13 protein-coding genes are annotated in these 17,489 nt (G+C 68.9%); 4 read left to right on the forward strand and 9 right to left on the reverse strand.

Annotation, left to right across the window (positions count from 1 at the left end):
* Nucleotides 1-2: 2 nt before the first annotated feature.
* From MMF98_RS08415 to MMF98_RS08455, 9 genes are all read right to left on the reverse strand, one after another.
* The gene (locus tag MMF98_RS08415; RefSeq protein ID WP_243305828.1) at nucleotides 3-545 is read right to left on the reverse strand and encodes a hypothetical protein; all 543 of its coding nucleotides are present in this window, start codon (nucleotides 543-545) and stop codon (nucleotides 3-5) included.
* A 90-nt stretch (nucleotides 546-635) separates the two neighbouring features.
* Nucleotides 636-2,681: an ABC-F family ATP-binding cassette domain-containing protein gene (locus MMF98_RS08420; protein WP_243305829.1), complete on the reverse strand. Its 2,046-nt coding sequence runs from the start codon at nucleotides 2,679-2,681 to the stop codon at nucleotides 636-638.
* A 124-nt stretch (nucleotides 2,682-2,805) separates the two neighbouring features.
* The gene (locus MMF98_RS08425) at nucleotides 2,806-3,924 is read right to left on the reverse strand and encodes an AIR synthase related protein (RefSeq protein WP_243305830.1); all 1,119 of its coding nucleotides are present in this window, start codon (nucleotides 3,922-3,924) and stop codon (nucleotides 2,806-2,808) included.
* 50 nt (nucleotides 3,925-3,974) lie between these two features.
* On the reverse strand, nucleotides 3,975-4,856 hold the full coding sequence (gene prmB / locus MMF98_RS08430; RefSeq protein ID WP_243305831.1) for a 50S ribosomal protein L3 N(5)-glutamine methyltransferase: 882 nt from the start codon (nucleotides 4,854-4,856) through the stop codon (nucleotides 3,975-3,977).
* Nucleotides 4,853-6,043 carry a succinyl-diaminopimelate desuccinylase gene (gene dapE, locus MMF98_RS08435; protein ID WP_243305832.1) on the reverse strand — a complete coding sequence of 397 codons (1,191 nt, stop codon included), beginning with the start codon at nucleotides 6,041-6,043 and terminating at the stop codon, nucleotides 4,853-4,855. The genes prmB and dapE overlap by 4 nt, the downstream gene beginning before the upstream one ends.
* 31 nt (nucleotides 6,044-6,074) lie before the next feature.
* Nucleotides 6,075-7,220, reverse strand: coding sequence for a PilT/PilU family type 4a pilus ATPase (locus MMF98_RS08440; RefSeq protein ID WP_243307351.1), 1,146 nt, complete (start codon nucleotides 7,218-7,220; stop codon nucleotides 6,075-6,077).
* 56 nt (nucleotides 7,221-7,276) lie between these two features.
* Nucleotides 7,277-8,110, reverse strand: a complete 834-nt coding sequence (gene dapD, locus MMF98_RS08445; protein ID WP_243305833.1) for a 2,3,4,5-tetrahydropyridine-2,6-dicarboxylate N-succinyltransferase — start codon at nucleotides 8,108-8,110, stop codon at nucleotides 7,277-7,279.
* A gap of 4 nt (nucleotides 8,111-8,114) precedes the next feature.
* On the reverse strand, nucleotides 8,115-9,317 hold the full coding sequence (dapC, locus tag MMF98_RS08450; protein WP_243305834.1) for a succinyldiaminopimelate transaminase: 1,203 nt from the start codon (nucleotides 9,315-9,317) through the stop codon (nucleotides 8,115-8,117).
* 69 nt (nucleotides 9,318-9,386) lie between these two features.
* Nucleotides 9,387-9,530 (reverse strand): hypothetical protein, encoded by a 144-nt coding sequence (locus MMF98_RS08455; RefSeq protein ID WP_243305835.1) that lies wholly within the window; start codon nucleotides 9,528-9,530, stop codon nucleotides 9,387-9,389.
* Nucleotides 9,531-9,806: 276 nt separating this feature from the next.
* On the opposite strand from MMF98_RS08455, the gene MMF98_RS08460 reads away from it, so the two are divergent.
* The 4 genes from MMF98_RS08460 to ligA all read left to right on the forward strand — a co-directional run bounded on the left by MMF98_RS08460 (nucleotide 9,807) and on the right by ligA (nucleotide 17,479).
* A complete protein-coding gene (locus MMF98_RS08460) occupies nucleotides 9,807-10,478 on the forward strand; it encodes a glutathione S-transferase (protein ID WP_243305836.1) in 672 nt (223 codons plus the stop codon).
* A gap of 181 nt (nucleotides 10,479-10,659) precedes the next feature.
* Nucleotides 10,660-14,175 (forward strand): chromosome segregation protein SMC, encoded by a 3,516-nt coding sequence (smc, locus tag MMF98_RS08465; RefSeq protein WP_243305837.1) that lies wholly within the window; start codon nucleotides 10,660-10,662, stop codon nucleotides 14,173-14,175.
* A gap of 11 nt (nucleotides 14,176-14,186) precedes the next feature.
* A complete protein-coding gene (locus tag MMF98_RS08470) occupies nucleotides 14,187-15,242 on the forward strand; it encodes a cell division protein ZipA C-terminal FtsZ-binding domain-containing protein (protein WP_243305838.1) in 1,056 nt (351 codons plus the stop codon).
* A 104-nt stretch (nucleotides 15,243-15,346) separates the two neighbouring features.
* Nucleotides 15,347-17,479, forward strand: a complete 2,133-nt coding sequence (ligA, locus tag MMF98_RS08475) for an NAD-dependent DNA ligase LigA (RefSeq protein WP_423837583.1) — start codon at nucleotides 15,347-15,349, stop codon at nucleotides 17,477-17,479.
* Nucleotides 17,480-17,489: the final 10 nt, after the last annotated feature.

The raw sequence follows: 17,489 nt of genomic DNA on the forward strand, positions 1-17,489 counted from the left end.
GCTCAGGGCGACGAGGTCGCCAGGCCCGCGTCCGACGTGGCGTGGCGCGGCGATGGCGGGGCCGGCAGCAGCAGCTGCGCGGCCCGTGCCACGCGCACGCAATCCTTGAGGTGCTCTTCGCCCAGGTAGCGGATGGCGGTGTAGCCGATCACGGCCGAGAGGGCCTGGCCCGCCAGCGGCACGTACTTGCTGGCCTGCTGCACCGTCAGGCGCATGCCGACGGCCTGCGCGGCCTTGAGGATGAGGTCGCGGCTGATGAACTTGCCGATCAGCACCGAGCCGACCAGGGCCGTGGCCTTCTGGATCTGCTCGCGCTTGTGGGGGGTGAGGCGGTCGATCTGGCCGGGCGTGAGGCCGAACTCGGCATTGATCTCCGGGATCAGCCGCGACAGCAGCGCGGCGTCCACGGCCCAGTCGAGCCCCGGCACCGGCAGGGTGCTCGCCACGCCGGCCACCAGGGCGCGGCGGTGCAGCAGCTTGCGGCTGCGGCGCACGGCGGCGATCAGGGCTTCATGGCCTTCGGCCAGTTGCAAAGCGGTGGGCATGAGGGGTGGCTCCTTTCGCGTTGACAGGCCACTGTAGCGCGAGTCACAGCCGCCCGGTGGAGTGGGGACTCCAGCGGCATCGGCAGGCCCTCAAGCCACGTTGGCTTGCTCGATCAGCTCGCCGAGTTCGAGCCAGCGCTCTTCCAGTGCTTGGAGCTCCTCGCCCACGGCCTTGAGCCGCTTGCCGGCTTCGGCAATGTCGGCGGGGGTGGGCGACGCCGCGAGCCTGGTTTCGAGGGCGGCTTTCTCGCTGTTCAGGGCGGCCATGCGCGCCTCAGCCTGCTCAAGCTCGCGCTTGAACGGTTTCGAGCGCTCCGCGGCCTGCTGGCGGCGCTGGGCCTCCTGCTTGCGCTGCTGAGCCGAGTTTTCAGGGGAAAAAGCGGCCGATGTCCGCGTCGGCGGCTCAACGGGCGCTACTGATTTGATAGCGGCCGGCTCGTCCTGGCGGGCCGCTTCCCGCACCGCCTCGCGGGCCTCGTCGCGCAGGCGCCGGGCCTCGTCGAGCAGGTAGCGCTGGTAGTCGTCGAGGTCGCCGTCGAAGTCCTTGACGATGCCGCGGCCGACCAGCCAGAACTCGTCGCAGACGGCGCGCAGCAGCGCGCGGTCGTGGCTGACCAGCATCAGCGTGCCTTCGAACTCGTTGAGCGCCACGCTCAGGGCTTCGCGGGTGGCCAGGTCCAGGTGGTTGGTGGGCTCGTCCAGCAGCAGCAGGTTGGGGCGCTGCCAGACCATCATGCACAGTACCAGGCGCGCCTTCTCGCCGCCGCTCATGGTGCCCACGGCCTGCTTGACCATGTCGCCGCTGAAGTTGAAGCCGCCCAGGAAGCCGCGCAGGTCCTGCTCGCGCGCCGATTCGCGCGAGGCCGGGCCGCCGGCCGCAGTCACCTCGCGCGCCAGCCGCACCATGTGCTCCAGCGGCGTGTCCTGCGGGCGCAGCACGTCGAGTTCCTGCTGCGCGAAGTAGCCGATCGACAGGCCCTTGCCCTGGGTGACGGTGCCGCTGATCAGCGGGATGTCGCCCGCGATGGTTTTCACCAGCGTGGACTTGCCCTGGCCGTTGGCGCCGAGGATGCCGATGCGCTGGCCCGCGAGCACCGAGCGGTTGATGCCGCGCACGATGACCTTGGGGGCCTCGTCCTCGACCCGGTAGCCCACGGCCGCATCGCTGATCGACAGCATCGGGTTGGGCAGGTTCAGCGGCTCCTTGAATTCGAAAGTGAAGTCGGCCTCGGCCAGCAGCGGCGCCACCTTCTCCATGCGCTCCAGCGCCTTGACGCGGCTTTGCGCCTGCTTGGCCTTGCTGGCCTTGGCCTTGAAGCGGTCAATGAACTTCTGCAGGTGGGCGATCTTGTCCTGCTGCTTGGCGAAGGCCTGCTGCTGCTGCTCCATCTGCAGCGCGCGCATGTCTTCGAACTTGCTGTAGTTGCCGCCGTAGCGCGTGAGCTTGGCGTGCTCGATGTGCAGGGTGACATCGGTTACCGCATCGAGGAACTCGCGGTCATGGCTGATCACGATCATCGTGCCCGGGTACTTCTGCAGCCAGGCTTCGAGCCAGACCAGGGCGTCGAGGTCCAGGTGGTTGGTGGGTTCGTCCAGCAGCAGCAGGTCGCTCGGGCACATCAGCGCGCGCGCGAGTTGCAGGCGCATGCGCCAGCCGCCCGAGAAGCTGTTGACGGGGAGGTCGAGCTCGTGCGGCTTGAAGCCCAGGCCCAGGATCAGCGCCTGGGCACGCGGCACGGCGTCGTGCTCGCCGGCGTCGGCCAGGTCGGTGTAGGCATGGGCCAGGGCCATGCCGACCTCGGGATCGTCAGGGTTGGCTTCATGGCTGGCCTCGACCGCGGCCAGGGCTTCGCGCAGGTCGGCCAGGCGCGTATCGCCGCCGAGCACGAAGTCGGTGGCCGAGGCCTCGGTCTCGGGCATGTTCTGCTCCACCTGCGCCATGCGCCACTGCTTGGGGATGGAGAAGTCGCCGCCGTCCTCGTGCAGCGAGCCGTTGAGCAGCGCGAACAGCGTGGACTTGCCCGCGCCGTTGCGGCCCACCAGCCCGACCTTCTCGCCGGGGTTGATGGTGACCGAGGCGCCGTCGAGCAGCACTTTGGCGCTGCGGCGCAGGATGACGTTTCTGAGGGTGATCATGGAACCAATGCAATCAAAAATTCAGGGGCGGGTTAGGCCCCAGAAACACCGCGGAACCGGCTTCGCCGGTCCGCTGGTGTTGCCCCCTGCAAGGGGGGAGGCGCAGCGCAGCGGAGCCTGGGGGTTAGCGAAGCCTTAATTCGTCGCCGCCGAACGCCACGCCCAGCGGATCGATCAGCACGCGCTTGGGGCCTTCCTCGACATGGCCGGCCACCAGGGCCGCGACGCCCAGGCCCTGCGCGATCTCGACGGCGCGCGCGGCCTGATCGGCCGCCAGGTACAGCGCGAAACCCGCGCCCATGTTGAGCGTGCCGTAGGCCTCGTGGTCGTCGAGCGCGCATTCGCGCTGCATGAAGGCCAGCACCGGCGTCTTGTCGGGCACGGCGGTGATGCGGTAGGTCAGGGCCTTGGGGTGGCGCATCAGCTTGCGCCAGCCGTGGCCGGTGACGTTGGCGCTGTAGTGCGGCACGATGCCGGCCGCGGCCAGCGCCTCGGTCACGGGCGAGTACAGCGCGGTGGGCGCCAAGAGCGCCTCGCCGTAGCTCTGGCCGTTGCCGATGTCGGTGAGGTAGCCCTGGGGCAGGCGCTCGGCCAGCTTGCGCGCCAGCGACAGGCCGTTGGCGTGGATGCCGCTGGCGGCCAGGAACACGATGGCGTCGCCCGCGCCGAGCTGGTCGCCCAGCGAGAGCCGGCTCTTGGGGCTCACGATGCCGGTGCAGGAGGCCGCCAGGTCAACCCGGCCGTCGGCCACGATGCCGGCCAGCGCCGGCGTCTCTCCGCCGCCCCAGGCCACGCGGCAGGTGTCGCAGGCCTTCTTCCAGCCCTCGACCAGCGCCTGCGAGCGTTGTGCGTCGTTGAACCAGTCGGAGCCGCCGGCCGCCCAGTAGGCCTGCACCACCAGCGGCGTGGCGCCCACGGTGATGAGGTCGTTCACCGCCATGGCGATGGTGTCCTGCGCGATGGCCGAGTAGTAGCTCTTGCCGGTGAGCCGCGCCATGTCGTCGGCCACCAGGGTCTTGGTGCCCAGGCATTCGACGATGGAGGCCAGGTACATCGGCCCCACGTCCACCACGTAGGCCGATTCGCCGCGCGAGGCCGCGACCTCGCCGAAGCCGTGGCCGCCCAGGTGCGCGCCGGTGGCGGCCGCGGCGCGCTGGGCCGCGATCTTGAGCGGGTCGATCAGGTCGTAGTTGACGCCGGCCTGGTCATAGGTCAGCGGGGTCGGGGGCGTGGAAGAGCTCATGAGGTGGGAAAGGCCGGCAGGCTGGCGCAGGGGGGAAACCCTGAATTATCTCAGCCCCGCTGCACCCCGTCCCGCAAAGCCTCGCGCGTGAGCAGCAGCACCTGGTCGTCCCCGGCGCTGGTTTCGAGCCAGACGGCCTCCAGCTTCGGAAAAGCCGCCTCGAAATGCGCGCGCTCGTTGCCGATCTCCAGCACCAGCACGGCGTGCTCGCTCATGCAGGCCGGCGCATCGCGCAGCAGGGCGCGGATGAAGTCCATGCCGTCGGTGCCGCCGGCCAGCGCCAGTTCCGGCTCGGCGCGGTATTCGGCGGGCAGGGCGGCCATGCTCTGCGCGTTGACGTAGGGCGGGTTGCACAGGATCAGGTCGTAGGGGCCGTGCACGGCCTGCAGCCCGTCGGAGGCCAGCAGGCGGATGCGCGGCTGCAGCGCATGCCGCTCGACGTTGATCCTTGCCACCTCCAGCGCCTGGGCCGAGAGGTCGGCGCCGTCCACCGCCACCTCGGGCCAGGCCATGGCCGCCAGCACGGCCAGGCTGCCGTTGCCGGTGCACAGGTCGAGCACGCGGCGTGTGTTTTGGCCGAGCCAGGGGTCGATGCCGCCGTCGGCGATCAGCTCGGCGATGAAGCTGCGCGGCACGATGGCGCGCTCGTCCACGTAGAAGGGCACGCCCTGCAGCCAGGCTTCGCGGGTGAGGTAGGCCGCCGGCCGGCGCGAGTCGATGCGCGTTCGCAGCAGCTCGGCCACCTGCGCCTGCTGGGCGGGCGCAACGGGCTGGCCGGCCACCGCGTCGAGCTCGTGCAGCGGCAGGCCCAGCTTCCAGAGCACCAGCCAGGCTGCTTCATCGAACGCATTGGCCGTGCCGTGACCGAAGGCCACGCCGGCCGCGTCGAGCTGCTGCGCGCCGGCCTCGATCAGTTCGATGACCGTCGTCATGCGCCGTGCGCCGTCTGGAGCTGCGCTTCGAGGTTCTCCAGCACGCGCCGGTAGATGTTCTTGAGCGGCTCGATGTCGGCCACCGCCACGTGCTCGTCGATCTTGTGGATGGTGGCGTTGATCGGCCCGAACTCGATGGTCTGCGGGCAGATCTTGGCGATGAAGCGCCCATCGCTGGTGCCGCCGGTGGTGGACAGCTCGGTGGTGATGCCGGTCTCGGCCTGGATGGCGGCCTGCACCGCCGTGACGAGCTCGCCCGGCGTGGTGAGGAAGGGCAGGCCGCCCACGGTCCATTGCAGCTCGTAGTCGAGCGCGTGGCGGTCCAGCACCTCGTGCACGCGCCGCTGCAGGGCCTCGGGCGTGGATTCGGTGCAGAAGCGGAAGTTGAAGTCGATCACCACGGAGCCCGGAATCACGTTGCTGGCGCCGGTGCCGCCGTGGATGTTGCTCATCTGCCAGCTGGTGGGCTGGAAGAAGTCGTTGCCGCGGTCCCATTCGATGGCCACCAGCTCGGCCAGCGCGGGCGCGGCGAGGTGGATCGGGTTCTTCGCGAGGTGCGGGTAGGCGATGTGGCCCTGCACGCCCTTGACGGTGAGCCGGCCGCCCATGGTGCCGCGCCGGCCGTTCTTGATCATGTCGCCGGTGCGCTCGACCGAGGTGGGCTCGCCGACGATGCAGTAGTCGAGCCGCTCGCCGCGCGCCTGCAGGGCCCGGCACACCACCGCGGTGCCGTCCACCGACGGGCCTTCCTCGTCGCTGGTCAGCAAGAAGCCGATGGAGAGCGCCGGATCGGGGCGCGCCGCCAGGAACTCCTCCACCGCCACCACGAAGGCGGCGAGCGAGGTCTTCATGTCGCTGGCGCCGCGCCCGTAGAGCTTGCCGTCGCGGTGCGTGGGGGTGAACGGGTCGCTGCTCCACTGCTCCAGCGGGCCGGTCGGCACGACGTCGGTGTGGCCCGCGAAGACTATCAATTTCGTAGCATCCGAGGACCGCCCCGCCTGGACCCCCGGGCGCTTTGCCCATAAATTGACGACGCGGAAGCTGTCCGGGCCGCTGGCCAGGGTTTCGCAGGCGAAACCCAGCGGGGCGAGCCGCTGGGCGATGATCTGCTGGCAGCCGGCGTCCTCAGGGGTGACGGAGGGGCGCGAGATCAGCTGTTCGGTCAGGTGCAGGGTGCGGGTGCTCATGGGGTGGCGGCAGGCCGGGCGGCCAGGGCTTTCAGTGTTTCACGTCCAGCGTGATTTCGGTGAACGACGGCTCGTCGTCCGGCTCTTCATGCGCTTCCTGGCTCTGCGAGGCGGCGGCGAAGTCGTTCTGCAGGCGCCACATCAGGTTGGTGGGCGAGTCGGCGTAGATCAGGCCTTCCTTGCGGTCCACCGTGCCTTCGACGATCAGGCGCGCGATGTCCTGCTCGAAGGTCTGCGAGCCTTCGGCCATGGACTTCTCCATGGCTTCCTTCACGCCCGAGAAATCGCCTTTCTCGATCAGCTCCGACACCAGCTTGGTGTTGAGCATCACCTCCACGGCCGGCGTGCGCGCGCCGTGCACGGTGCGCAGCAGGCGCTGCGAGACGATGGCCTTGAGCGCGGCGGCGAGGTCGCCCAGCATGGTCGGGCGCACTTCCACCGGGTAGAAGCTCAGGATGCGGTTGAGCGCCTGATAGCTGTTGTTGGCGTGCATGGTGGCCAGGCACAGGTGGCCTGACTGGGCATAGGCGATGGCGGCCGACATGGTCTCGCGGTCGCGGATCTCGCCGATCAGGATCACGTCGGGCGCCTGGCGCAGCGCGTTCTTGAGCGCCACCTGCAGGCTCTGCGTGTCGCTGCCGACCTCGCGCTGGTTGACCACCGATTTCTTGTTCCTGAATAGGAACTCGACCGGGTCCTCGATGGTGAGGATGTGGCCCGTGGCCTTCTCGTTGCGGAAATCCATCATCGAGGCCAGCGTGGTGCTCTTGCCGGCGCCGGTGGAGCCCACCATGAGCAGCAGGCCGCGCTTTTCCATGATCAGGTCGCCCAGGATCATGGGCACGTTGAGCGTGGGCAGGGGCGGGATCTCGGTGGTGATGTAGCGGATCACGGCCGCATAGCTGCCGCGCTGGCGCATGGCGCTGATGCGGAAGTTGCCCACGTCCTCGATGGGCAGGGCCATGTTGAGCTCGCCGGTCTCCACCATCTCCTCGATACGCGTGGGCGGCAGCATCTCGGACAGCAGGTTCTTGGTGGCCTCGGGCGGCAGGATCTGGTTGTTGATCGGGATGCACTGGCCGTTGATCTTGATGAGGGCCGGCGAGTGCGCCGACAAATACACGTCCGAGGCCTTCTTTTCGGCCATCAGGCGGAGAATCCGCTCCATCGTGCCCATCGTCGCCATGCTGTCTCCCTCTCGTTTGTGATCTGGTGTCCGCCCGGGGCCGCCGCTCAGTCGCGCAGCAGGTCGTTCAGGCTGGTCTTGGAACGCGTCTGGGCGTCGACGGTCTTCACGATCACGGCGGCGTAGGTGGCGTAGTCCTGACCGGACTTGGTCTTCTTGGGCAGGCTGCCGCTGATGACCACGCTGCCCGCGGGCACGCGGCCGTAGCTGATCTCGCCGGTGTCGCGGTTGAAGATCGGGGTGCTCTGGCCGAGGTACACGCCCATGCCCAGCACCGAGTTCTCTTCGACGATCACGCCTTCCACCACTTCGGAGCGCGCGCCGATGAAGCAGTTGTCTTCGATGATGGTCGGGTTGGCCTGCAGCGGCTCCAGCACGCCGCCCAGGCCCACGCCGCCGGACAGGTGCACGCTCTTGCCGACCTGGGCGCACGAACCCACGGTGGCCCAGGTGTCGACCATGGTGCCTTCGTCCACGTAGGCGCCGATGTTGACGTAGCTGGGCATCAGGATCGCGCCCTTGGCGACATAGCTGCCGCGGCGGGCCACGGCCGGCGGCACCACGCGCACGCCGGTGGCGGCCATGTCCTCGGGCGAGAGGTGGGCGAACTTGGTGGGCACCTTGTCGTAGAAGCCGAGGTCGCCGGCCCGCATGATCTCGTTGTCCTTCAGGCGGAACGACAGCAGCACGGCCTTCTTGATCCACTGGTGCACGGTCCATTGGCCCACGCCCTGGCGGGTGGCCACGCGCAGGTGGCCGTTGTTGAGTTCGGCGATCACGTGCTCAACGGCATCGGCCACTTCCTTGGGGGCGGACTTCGGCGACAGGTTGGCGCGGTTGTCCCACGCGGCGTCGATGATTTGCTGGAGCTGTTGAGTCATGGAATCACTTCTTTTGGGATTGGACAAATTGAACGATGCGTTGGGCGGCTTCCTCGCATTCCGCCGTCTCGGCCACCAGGGCCATGCGGATGCGCTGCGCGCCGGGATTGAAGCCGCCGGCCTCGCGCGCCAGGTAGCTGCCGGGCAACACGGTGACATTGTATTGAGCCAGCAGGTCGCGTGCGAAGCCGGTGTCGCTGCCGGGCACCCGGGCCCACAGGTAGAAGCCGGCGTCGGGCAGGGCCACGTCCAGCACCTCGGCCAGCAGCGGCGTGACGCGGGCGAACTTGGCCCGGTACTGCGCCCGGTTCTCGATCACGTGCTGCTCGTCGCCCCAGGCCGCGATGCTGGCGGCCTGCACCACCGGGCTCATGGCGCTGCCGTGGTAGGTGCGGTAGAGCAGGAAGGCCTTGAGCAGGGCCGCGTCGCCGGCCACGAAGCCGCTGCGCAGGCCCGGCACGTTGCTGCGCTTGGACAGGCTGGTGAAGGCCACGAGGTTGCGGTAGTCGGTGCGCCCGAGCTTCGCGGCGGCTTCCAGCCCGCCCAGCGGCGGCTCGTCGCGGAAATAGATTTCGCTGTAGCACTCGTCGGACGCGATCACGAAGCCGTGGCGGTCGCTCAGCTCGAACAGTTTCTTCCACTCGTCCAGCGGCATCACCGCGCCCGTGGGGTTGCCCGGTGAGCAGACGAACAGCAGCTGCGTGCGGGCCCAGACCTCGGCGGGCACGCTGCCCCAGTCCACCGCGAAGTTGCGGGCCGGGTCGCTGGGCGCGTAGTAGGGCTGCGCGCCCGACAGCAGGGCCGCGCCCTCGTAGATCTGGTAGAACGGGTTGGGGCACACCACCAGCGGCTTCGGGCCGGGGTTGACCACGGTCTGGGCAAAGGCGAACAGCGCCTCGCGTGAGCCGTTGACCGGCAGCACCTGGGTCGCTGGGTCCAGCTCCAGCGCGTACCGGTTCCTGAGCCAGGCGGCAAAGGCCTGGCGCAGCTTCGGCGTGCCGGCCGTGGGCGGGTAGGCCGTCAGGTCGCTGCTGGGGTCGTACAGCGCGCCGCTCAGGGCCTGCTTGATGAAATCGGGCGTCGGATGCTTGGGCTCGCCGATGCCAAGGCTGATGGGGCGAAGCGCAGGGTTGGGCGTGACGCCCGCGAAAAGTTGTTTCAGCCGCTCGAAGGGATAGGGCTGCAAGGTGGCCAGCAGGGGATTCATTCCCGAATTATCCGGGATCGACCCCGAGCGAAGCCGGGCTCCGCGGATTTCAGGCGCCGGCAGCGCGCTTCACGGCTTCTTCTTTGTCTGCGCGGCTTTGGGCGGCGCATCCTTCGCCTTGGGCTGGTCGCCAATCACCGTCTTGAGCGGGCACACGCTGAAGGCCGGGCATTTGCTGCAGCCAACGGCCATGGCGATGGGGCAGAGGGTCATCGTGGGTCTCCTGTCGTTGTCCAGCCAGTATGCGCCGCAAAGCCGCGCGCAAGGGGGCCGGCACCGGGCCCGCAAGGGTCAAAGCCCGGCGCGGTTCGGTTCGGGCGGCCGCCGTCGCTGCGGCTTTGAAGTTAAGGCAATGGATTTGAAAGATCATTTAACTGTTTGATTCAAAAGGAAATTTAAATTTCATGATGCGACTTGGAGGCGCTGCTGATTGCGGTTAAATTCATGGGCCAAGCGCCATCCACCCGGGGCCTGCCCAAGGACCATCTGATGATCACTGTTCACCACCTCAACAACTCCCGCTCGCAGCGCGTGCTCTGGCTGCTGGAGGAACTGGGCTTGCCCTATGAGATCCAGCGCTACCAGCGCGACCCCCAGACCATGCTGGCGCCGCCCTCGCTGCGCGCGGTGCACCCGCTGGGCAAGTCGCCGGTGATCACCGACGGCGAGCTGACGCTGGCCGAATCCGGCGCCATCCTCGAATACCTGGTGCAGCGCCACGGCGGCGGCCGGCTCGCGCCAGCCGAGGGCAGCCCGGAGCGGTTGCGCTACGGTTACTGGATGCACTATGCCGAGGGCTCGGCGATGCCGCCTCTGCTGCTCAAGCTGGTGTTCGACCGCATCGAGCGCGCGCCGATGCCGTTTTTCGTGAAGCCGGTGGCGCGCGCCATCGCGGGCAAGGCCAAGAGCAGCTTCATCGAGCCGCAAATCAAGCAGCACCTGGATTACCTGGAGGGCGAGCTCTCGAAAAGCCCCTGGTTCGCCGGTGATGAATTCACGGCGGCCGACATCCAGATGAGCTTTCCAGTCGAAGCCGCCGCCGTTCGAGGGGGCCTGAACGCCAGCCGGCCCAGGCTCATGGACTACCTGCAGCGCATCCATGCGCGGCCGGCCTACCTGCGCGCCATCGAGCGCGGCGGCGAATACGGACTGCTGAGTTGAGGCCGGGGCGATGGGGCGGAATGCTTCCGGCTCCCCCTGGGAGGCTTGGCGGCTCGGGTAATATTGGACCTTCCGCGCCGCCCCCGCCGGCATGGCCGCTGCCCTCTGGCAGCAGGCCGGACATCCACCTGAATCGATAAGCCAGATTCACTGCTCAGGTCACAAGAAAACAGGGTTCTCCGTGCGTCTCAATTCCATCAAGCTGTCAGGGTTCAAGTCGTTCGCCGAACCGACCAACTTCATGCTGCCAGGCCAACTGGTCGGCGTGGTCGGGCCCAATGGCTGCGGCAAATCCAACATCATGGATGCGGTGCGCTGGGTGCTGGGCGAGAGCAAGGCCAGCGAGCTGCGCGGCGAGTCGATGCAGGACGTGATCTTCAACGGCACCAACACCCGCAAGCCGGCCAGCCGCTCCAGCGTCGAGCTGATTTTCGACAATGCCGACCACCGCGCCGGCGGCCAGTGGAGCCAGTTCGCCGAGATCGCCGTCAAGCGCGTGCTGACCCGCGACGGCACCAGCAGCTACTACATCAACAACCAGCCGGTGCGCCGGCGCGACGTGCAGGACGTGTTCCTGGGCACCGGCCTGGGCCCGCGCGCCTACGCCATCATCGGCCAGGGCACGATCAGCCGCATCATCGAGTCCAAGCCCGAGGAGCTGCGCCTGTTCCTCGAGGAAGCCGCCGGCGTCTCCAAGTACAAGGAGCGCCGCCGCGAGACGGAAAACCGCCTGTCCGACACGCGCGAGAACCTCACGCGCGTGGAAGACATCCTGCGCGAGCTCAACGCCAACCTCGAAAAACTCGAGAAGCAGGCCGAGGTCGCGCAGAAGTACAACACGCTGCAGGCCGACGTCACGCTCAAGCAGCACCAGCTCTGGTTCCTGCGCCGCTCCGAGGCCGAGGCCGACCAGGCCAAGGTCAAGGCCGAGGCCGAGAAGGCCGTCAACGACCTCGAAAGCCGCCTGGCCGATCTGCGCCATGTGGAGGCCGAGCTCGAAACCATCCGCCAGGCCCACTACGCGGCGGGCGACCACGTGAACCAGGCGCAGGGCCTGCTGTACGAGGCCAGCGCCGAGGTCGGCCGGCTGGAGGCCGAGATCCGCTTCGTGGTGGAAGGCCGCCAGCGCGTCGAGCAGCGCCTGCTGCAGCTCAAGGAGCAGACCGCGCAGTGGGCGGCGCGCCGCGACGATGCCCAGGCCGAGATCGAAACCCTGGCCGCGCAAGGCGTGGACGCCGAGGAAAAGGCCGTGCTGCTGGCCGCGCAGGTCGAAGAGCAGGCCCAGCAACTGCCCGATCTGGAGGAAGCGCTGCGCCAGTCGCAGGCCAAGGCCAACGAGCAGCGCACCGGCGTGGCCCAGGTGCAGCAGCAGATCCAGGTGCTGGCCGCCGACCAGCGCAACATCGAGGAACAGTCGCGCCAGTTCAACCTGCGCCGCGAGAAGCTGGTGGCCGACCGCAATGCGCTGGCAGCCCCCGACGAGGCCCGCCTCGTGAACCTGCAAGACCAGTTGGCGGCGGCGCAGGAGTCGGCCAGCGTGGCCGATGCGCGCCTGCACGAGTTGCAGGAGCAGGTGCCGCAGCTCGACGAGGAGCGCCGCACCCGGCAGCAGGCCGTGAACACCGAGAGCCACAAGCAGGCCGACCTGTCGGCGCGTATGGAGGCGCTCAAGGCGCTGCAGGAGAAGGTCAAGACCGACGGCAAGCTCAAGCCCTGGCTGGCCCGGCATGGGCTGGACAGCCTGCAGGGGCTGTGGAGCCGTATCCACATCGAGCAGGGCTGGGAGAACGCCCTGGAAGCCGCGCTGCGCGAGCGCCTGGGCGCGCTCGAGGTGTCGCGCCTCGAGATGGTGCGGGCCTTCGGGGCCGATGCGCCGCCGGCCAAGCTGGCGTTCTACAGCCCGCCGCAGGCCGGCGCCCCCGAAGGCAACGCGGCCTTGCCGCGCCTGGCCGATCTGCTGCGTCTCAACGATGCGGGCCAGAAGGCCCTGCTGGGTGACTGGCTGCATGGTTGCTACACCGCCCAGAGCTTTGAGGACGCGCTGGCCAGCCGCGACAAGCTGCGCGCCGGCGAAGTCATCTACGTCAAGACCGGCCATGCCGTGACGGCCCACAGCGTGAGCTTCTATGCGCAGGACTCCGAGCAGGCCGGCCTGCTGGCGCGCGCGCAGGAAATCGAGAACCTCGACAAGCAACTGCGGGCGCAGGCGCTGATCAGCGAAGAGTCGCGCGCAGCGCTGGTGCGGGCCGAGGCCGCGTATTCCGACGCCTCCCAGCGCCTGGTCGCGGCGCGGCGCGAGGCGGCCGAGAGCCAGAGCCGCTCCCATGAGCTGCAGGTGGAGACGCTGCGCCTGACGCAGCTCGCCGAGCAGACCCGTGCGCGCAGCGAGCAGATCGGCGGCGACCTGGCCGAGGTCGATGCCCAGCTTGATGAGCTGCAGGAGCGCCGCGTCACGGCCGAAGCGCGCTTCGAAGAGCTGGACATGCAGCTCGCCGACAGCCAGGAGCGCCACGCCCAGCTCGACGAGCGTGTGATCGAGGCCGAGCGCAAGCTGGCCGAATGCCGCGAACAGCAGCGCAGCCTGGAGCGCCAGGCGCAGGAGGCCACGTTCTCGCAGCGCAGCCTGGAGGCGCGCCGCGGCGAGCTCTCGCGCGCCATCGAAACCGCCACCCAGCAGGCGCAATCCATCAGCGCCGAGGAGCAGCGCGCCCACGACGAGCTGTCGCGCCTGACCGACGCAGCGGCCCAGGCCGGCCTGCAGAGCGCGCTGGCCCTGAAGCTCGAACGCGAACAGGCCCTGGGCGCCAAGCGCAGCGAATACGACGACCTGACCGCCAAGCTGCGCGCCAGCGACGAGCGCCGCCTGCAGCTCGAGCGCGAGCTCGACCCGCTGCGCCAGCGCATCACCGATTTCCAGCTCAAGGAACAGGCCGCGCGCCTGGGCCTGGAGCAGTACACGCAGCTGCTGGCCGATGCCCAGGCCGATCTCGAGGCGGTGGCCCGGTCGATCCAGGAAGGCAACGTGCGCCTGAACGGCATGCAGGGCGAGATCGACCGCCTGCACCGCGAGATCACGGCGCTGGGCGCCGTCAACCTGGCGGCGCTGGACGAACTCAGTACGGCGCGCGAGCGCAAGACCTTCCTCGATGCGCAATCGGCCGACCTGAACGAGGCCATGGTGACGCTGGAGGATGCGATCAAGAAGATCGACGGCGAGACGCGCGAGCTGCTGGGCGGCACCTTCAACATCGTCAACCAGCACTTCGGGCGCATGTTCCCCGAACTTTTCGGCGGCGGCAATGCCAAACTGGTGATGACGGGCGAAGAAATCCTCGACTCCGGCGTGCAGGTCATGGCCCAGCCGCCGGGCAAGAAGAACCAGACCATCCACCTGCTCTCGGGCGGCGAGAAGGCGCTCACCGCCATCGCGCTGGTGTTCGCGATCTTCCAGCTCAACCCCGCGCCGTTCTGCCTGCTGGACGAGGTGGATGCGCCGCTGGATGACGCCAACACCGAGCGCTATGCCAAACTCGTCTCCGCCATGAGCAAAGAAACCCAGTTCCTGTTCATCAGCCACAACAAGATCGCGATGGAGATGGCCGAGCAGCTGATCGGCGTTACCATGCAGGAGCAGGGCGTCTCGCGCATCGTGGCGGTGGACATGGAGTCCGCCGTCTCCATGGCCGAAGCCGTCTGAGGAGCCGTTCCATGAGCAACCTCACCCTCGGCCTGGCCATCATCGGCGGCCTCGTGCTGGCCGCCGTGGTGGCGCACAGCACCTGGACTTCGCGCAAGAATGCGCCCCGGCAGGCGCAGCGCGACACGCAGACCGAGCCCGGCTTCGATGCCGGCGCCGCGCCCCACGGCGAGCCGGAGCTGCAGGAGCCGACCTTCGATTCGGCCCCGGTGCCACTGCCGCTGCCCGAAAGAAAACCCGGCCTCGATGCGCTGATCGACGTGATCGCGCCGATCGTGCTGGACGCTCCCGCCTCGGGCGCGGTGTCCGGCGAGGCCGCGCTGGCCGCCATGCCGCCGACGCGGCGCGCCGGCAGCAAGCCGTTCGCGGTCGAAGGCCTGAACGAGCTCACGCAGCAGTGGGAAACCCCGGCCCCCGGCCAGCGCTACGGCGCCTTCCAGGCCGGCGTGCAACTGGCCAACCGCACCGGCGCGCTCAACGAGATCGAGTACTCCGAGTTCGTGATGAAGGCGCAGGCCTTCGCTGACGCCGTCAATGGTGAGCCCGAGTTTCCCGAGATGCTGGACGAGGTGGCGCGCGCGCGCGAGCTCGACCAGTTCGCCAGCGGGCACGATGCCCAGCTCGGCTTCACCCTGCGCGCCAAGAGCGCAGCCTGGAGCCCGGGCTACGTGCAGCAGCATGCGGCGCGCCTGGGCTTCGTGGCCGGGGTGATTCCGGGGCGCATGGTGCTGCCGGCCGGCGCCCCCGGGCTGCCGCCGGTGCTGGGCCTGGCGTTCGACACGCAGGCCGCGCTGGCCGACGACCCGGCGCAGTCGGCCATCCGCGAAGTCGCGCTGAGCCTGGACGTGCCGCAGGTGCACCGCGGTGAGCAGCCGTTCCTGCGCATGCGCGAGGCGGCCACGGCGCTGGCCGCGGCCATGGACGGCCTGGTCACCGACGACAACGGCCAGTCGCTGCGGGCCGAGGCCATGGACGTGATCGGCACCGACCTCGAACAGCTCTACGACACGCTGGACGCGCGCGAACTGTCCGCCGGCTCGGTGCTGGCGCGGCGGTTGTTTTCATGACCTCCCCGAAGCGGCCGAAGGCCGCCTCCCCCCAGGGGGCGCCACCAGCGGCCCGGCAGAGCCGGTTCCGCGGTGGCCCCGGATGCTGCTGCTGAGGCCTGCTCGTGGAAAACGCCGATCTGTTTGCCATTCCCGCGGCCGACCTGGCCCGTGCGCAGGAACTGCACCGCCTGCTGCATCACCATGCGCACCAGTACTACGTGCTGGACGCCCCCGAGATCCCGGACGCGGAATACGACCGCCTGTTCAGCGAACTGCAGGCGCTGGAGGCCACGTACCCTGAACTGGCCACACCCGACTCGCCGACCCAGCGCGTGGGCGGCAGAGTGCTGGACGGCTTCACGCCCGTGCGCCATGCCGTGCCCATGCTCAGCATCCGCACCGAAACCGACACCGAGGCCAGCGGCGCGCAGAACTTCGACGCGCGCGTGCGCCGCGAGCTCGGGCTGACCGAGGCCGACCCGCCGGTTGGCTACGTGGCGGAACTCAAGTTCGACGGCCTCGCGACGAACCTGCGCTACGAGCAGGGCGTGCTGGTGCAGGCCGCCACGCGCGGCGATGGCGAGCTGGGCGAGGACGTCACGCAGAACATCCGCACCATCGGCCAGATCCCCTTGAAGCTGCCCGCCGATGCACCGCCGGTGCTGGAGGTGCGCGGCGAGGTCTACATGCGTCGCGACGATTTCGAGGCCATGAACGAGCGGCAGCGCGAGAAGGGCGAGAAGACCTTCGTCAACCCACGCAATGCCGCTGCCGGCGCGGTGCGCCAGCTCGACCCCGCGATCGCGGCCCAGCGGCCCCTGAGCTTCTTTGCCTATGGCCTGGGCGAGATCACGCCGGCCGAGCAGGGCGGGCCGGACTTCCAGACCCACTACGAACTGCTGCAAACCCTGAAATCATGGGGTTTTCCCGTCGCAGTCCAGGTGCAGCGGGCGTTTGGTGCTACCGAATTGATAGCGTACCACCAGGCCATCGGCAGCCAGCGCGACCAGTTCCCGTTCGACATCGACGGCGTGGTCTACAAGGTCGACAGCCTGGCCCTGCAGCGTCAGCTCGGCTTCGTCACGCGCGAGCCGCGCTGGGCCGTGGCGCACAAGTACCCGGCGCAGGAGCAGCTCACCACGGTGCAGGGCATCGACGTGCAGGTGGGCCGTACCGGCAAGCTCACGCCGGTGGCGCGGCTGGCGCCGGTGTTCGTGGGCGGCGTGACCGTCACCAATGCCACGCTGCACAACCTGTTCGAGCTGCGCAGGAAGAAGGTGCGTGTGGGCGACATGGTGATCGTGCGCCGCGCGGGCGACGTGATACCCGAGATCGTCGGGCTGGCGAGGCTGGGCGCCACGGGCATCGAGCCCGCCGCTGCCGGCGATGAGCCGCAGGTTCGGGACGAAGTGGTTTCCCGTCATCCCTACGTGCCCAACTTCCGCATGCCGCGCCAGTGCCCGGTCTGCGGCAGCGCCGTGGTGCGCGAAAAGGGTGAGGTCAACCACCGCTGCACCGGCGGCCTGTTCTGCGCCGCGCAGCGCAAGGAGGCCATCCTGCATTTCGCCCAGCGCCGCGCCATGGACATCGAAGGCCTGGGCGACAAGCTGGTGGACCAGCTGGTGGACGCCCAGGTCATCCACACGCTGCCCGATTTGTACCGGCTGGGCCTGACCGCGCTGGCCAGCCTCGACCGGATGGCCGAGAAGTCGGCGCAGAACGTGCTCGATGCGCTGCAGGCCTCGAAGCAGACCACGCTGCCGCGCTTCCTGTTCGGCCTCGGGCTGCGCCACGTGGGCGAGGCGACGGCCAAGGACCTGGCGCGCCACTTCGGCCGCCTCGATGCCATCATGGATGCGACCGAAGAGCAGCTGCTGGAGGTCAACGACGTGGGCCCGGTGGTGGCCAAAAGCATCCGCACCTTCTTCGAGCAGCCGCACAACCGCGAGGTGGTGGAGCAGTTGCGGGCCTGTGGCATCGCCTGGCCCGAGGGCGAGCCCGCGCCGCGCGCGCAGCTGCCGCTGGCGGGCAAGACCTTTGTGCTGACCGGCACGCTGCCCGTGCTGTCGCGCGAGGAGGCCAAGGAATTGCTGGAAGCCGCCGGCGCCAAGGTCGCGGGCTCGGTCAGCAAGAAGACCGACTACGTGGTTGCCGGCGCCGAGGCGGGCAGCAAGCTGGAGAAGGCGCAGGCCCTGGGCGTCGCGGTGCTCGACGAAGACGGGCTGCGCCGCCTGCTGGCCGGCACTGCGGAGTGACGGCCAGCGA

Origin of the sequence: Variovorax terrae, assembly GCF_022809125.1 — a bacterium.
GTDB lineage: Bacteria > Pseudomonadota > Gammaproteobacteria > Burkholderiales > Burkholderiaceae_C > Variovorax_A > Variovorax_A terrae.

Bases quoted from the DNA above. Each gene is read 5' to 3' on its own strand.
- MMF98_RS08415 (WP_243305828.1), bottom strand. From the start codon at position 545: ATGCCCACCGCTTTGCAACTGGCCGAAGGCCATGAAGCCCTGATCGCC.
- MMF98_RS08420 (WP_243305829.1), bottom strand. From the start codon at position 2,681: ATGATCACCCTCAGAAACGTCATCCTGCGCCGCAGCGCCAAAGTGCTG.
- MMF98_RS08425 (WP_243305830.1), bottom strand. From the start codon at position 3,924: ATGAGCTCTTCCACGCCCCCGACCCCGCTGACCTATGACCAGGCCGGC.
- prmB (WP_243305831.1), bottom strand. From the start codon at position 4,856: ATGACGACGGTCATCGAACTGATCGAGGCCGGCGCGCAGCAGCTCGAC.
- dapE (WP_243305832.1), bottom strand. From the start codon at position 6,043: ATGAGCACCCGCACCCTGCACCTGACCGAACAGCTGATCTCGCGCCCC.
- MMF98_RS08440 (WP_243307351.1), bottom strand. From the start codon at position 7,220: ATGGGCACGATGGAGCGGATTCTCCGCCTGATGGCCGAAAAGAAGGCC.
- dapD (WP_243305833.1), bottom strand. From the start codon at position 8,110: ATGACTCAACAGCTCCAGCAAATCATCGACGCCGCGTGGGACAACCGC.
- dapC (WP_243305834.1), bottom strand. From the start codon at position 9,317: ATGAATCCCCTGCTGGCCACCTTGCAGCCCTATCCCTTCGAGCGGCTG.
- MMF98_RS08455 (WP_243305835.1), bottom strand. From the start codon at position 9,530: ATGACCCTCTGCCCCATCGCCATGGCCGTTGGCTGCAGCAAATGCCCG.
- MMF98_RS08460 (WP_243305836.1), top strand. From the start codon at position 9,807: ATGATCACTGTTCACCACCTCAACAACTCCCGCTCGCAGCGCGTGCTC.
- MMF98_RS08470 (WP_243305838.1), top strand. From the start codon at position 14,187: ATGAGCAACCTCACCCTCGGCCTGGCCATCATCGGCGGCCTCGTGCTG.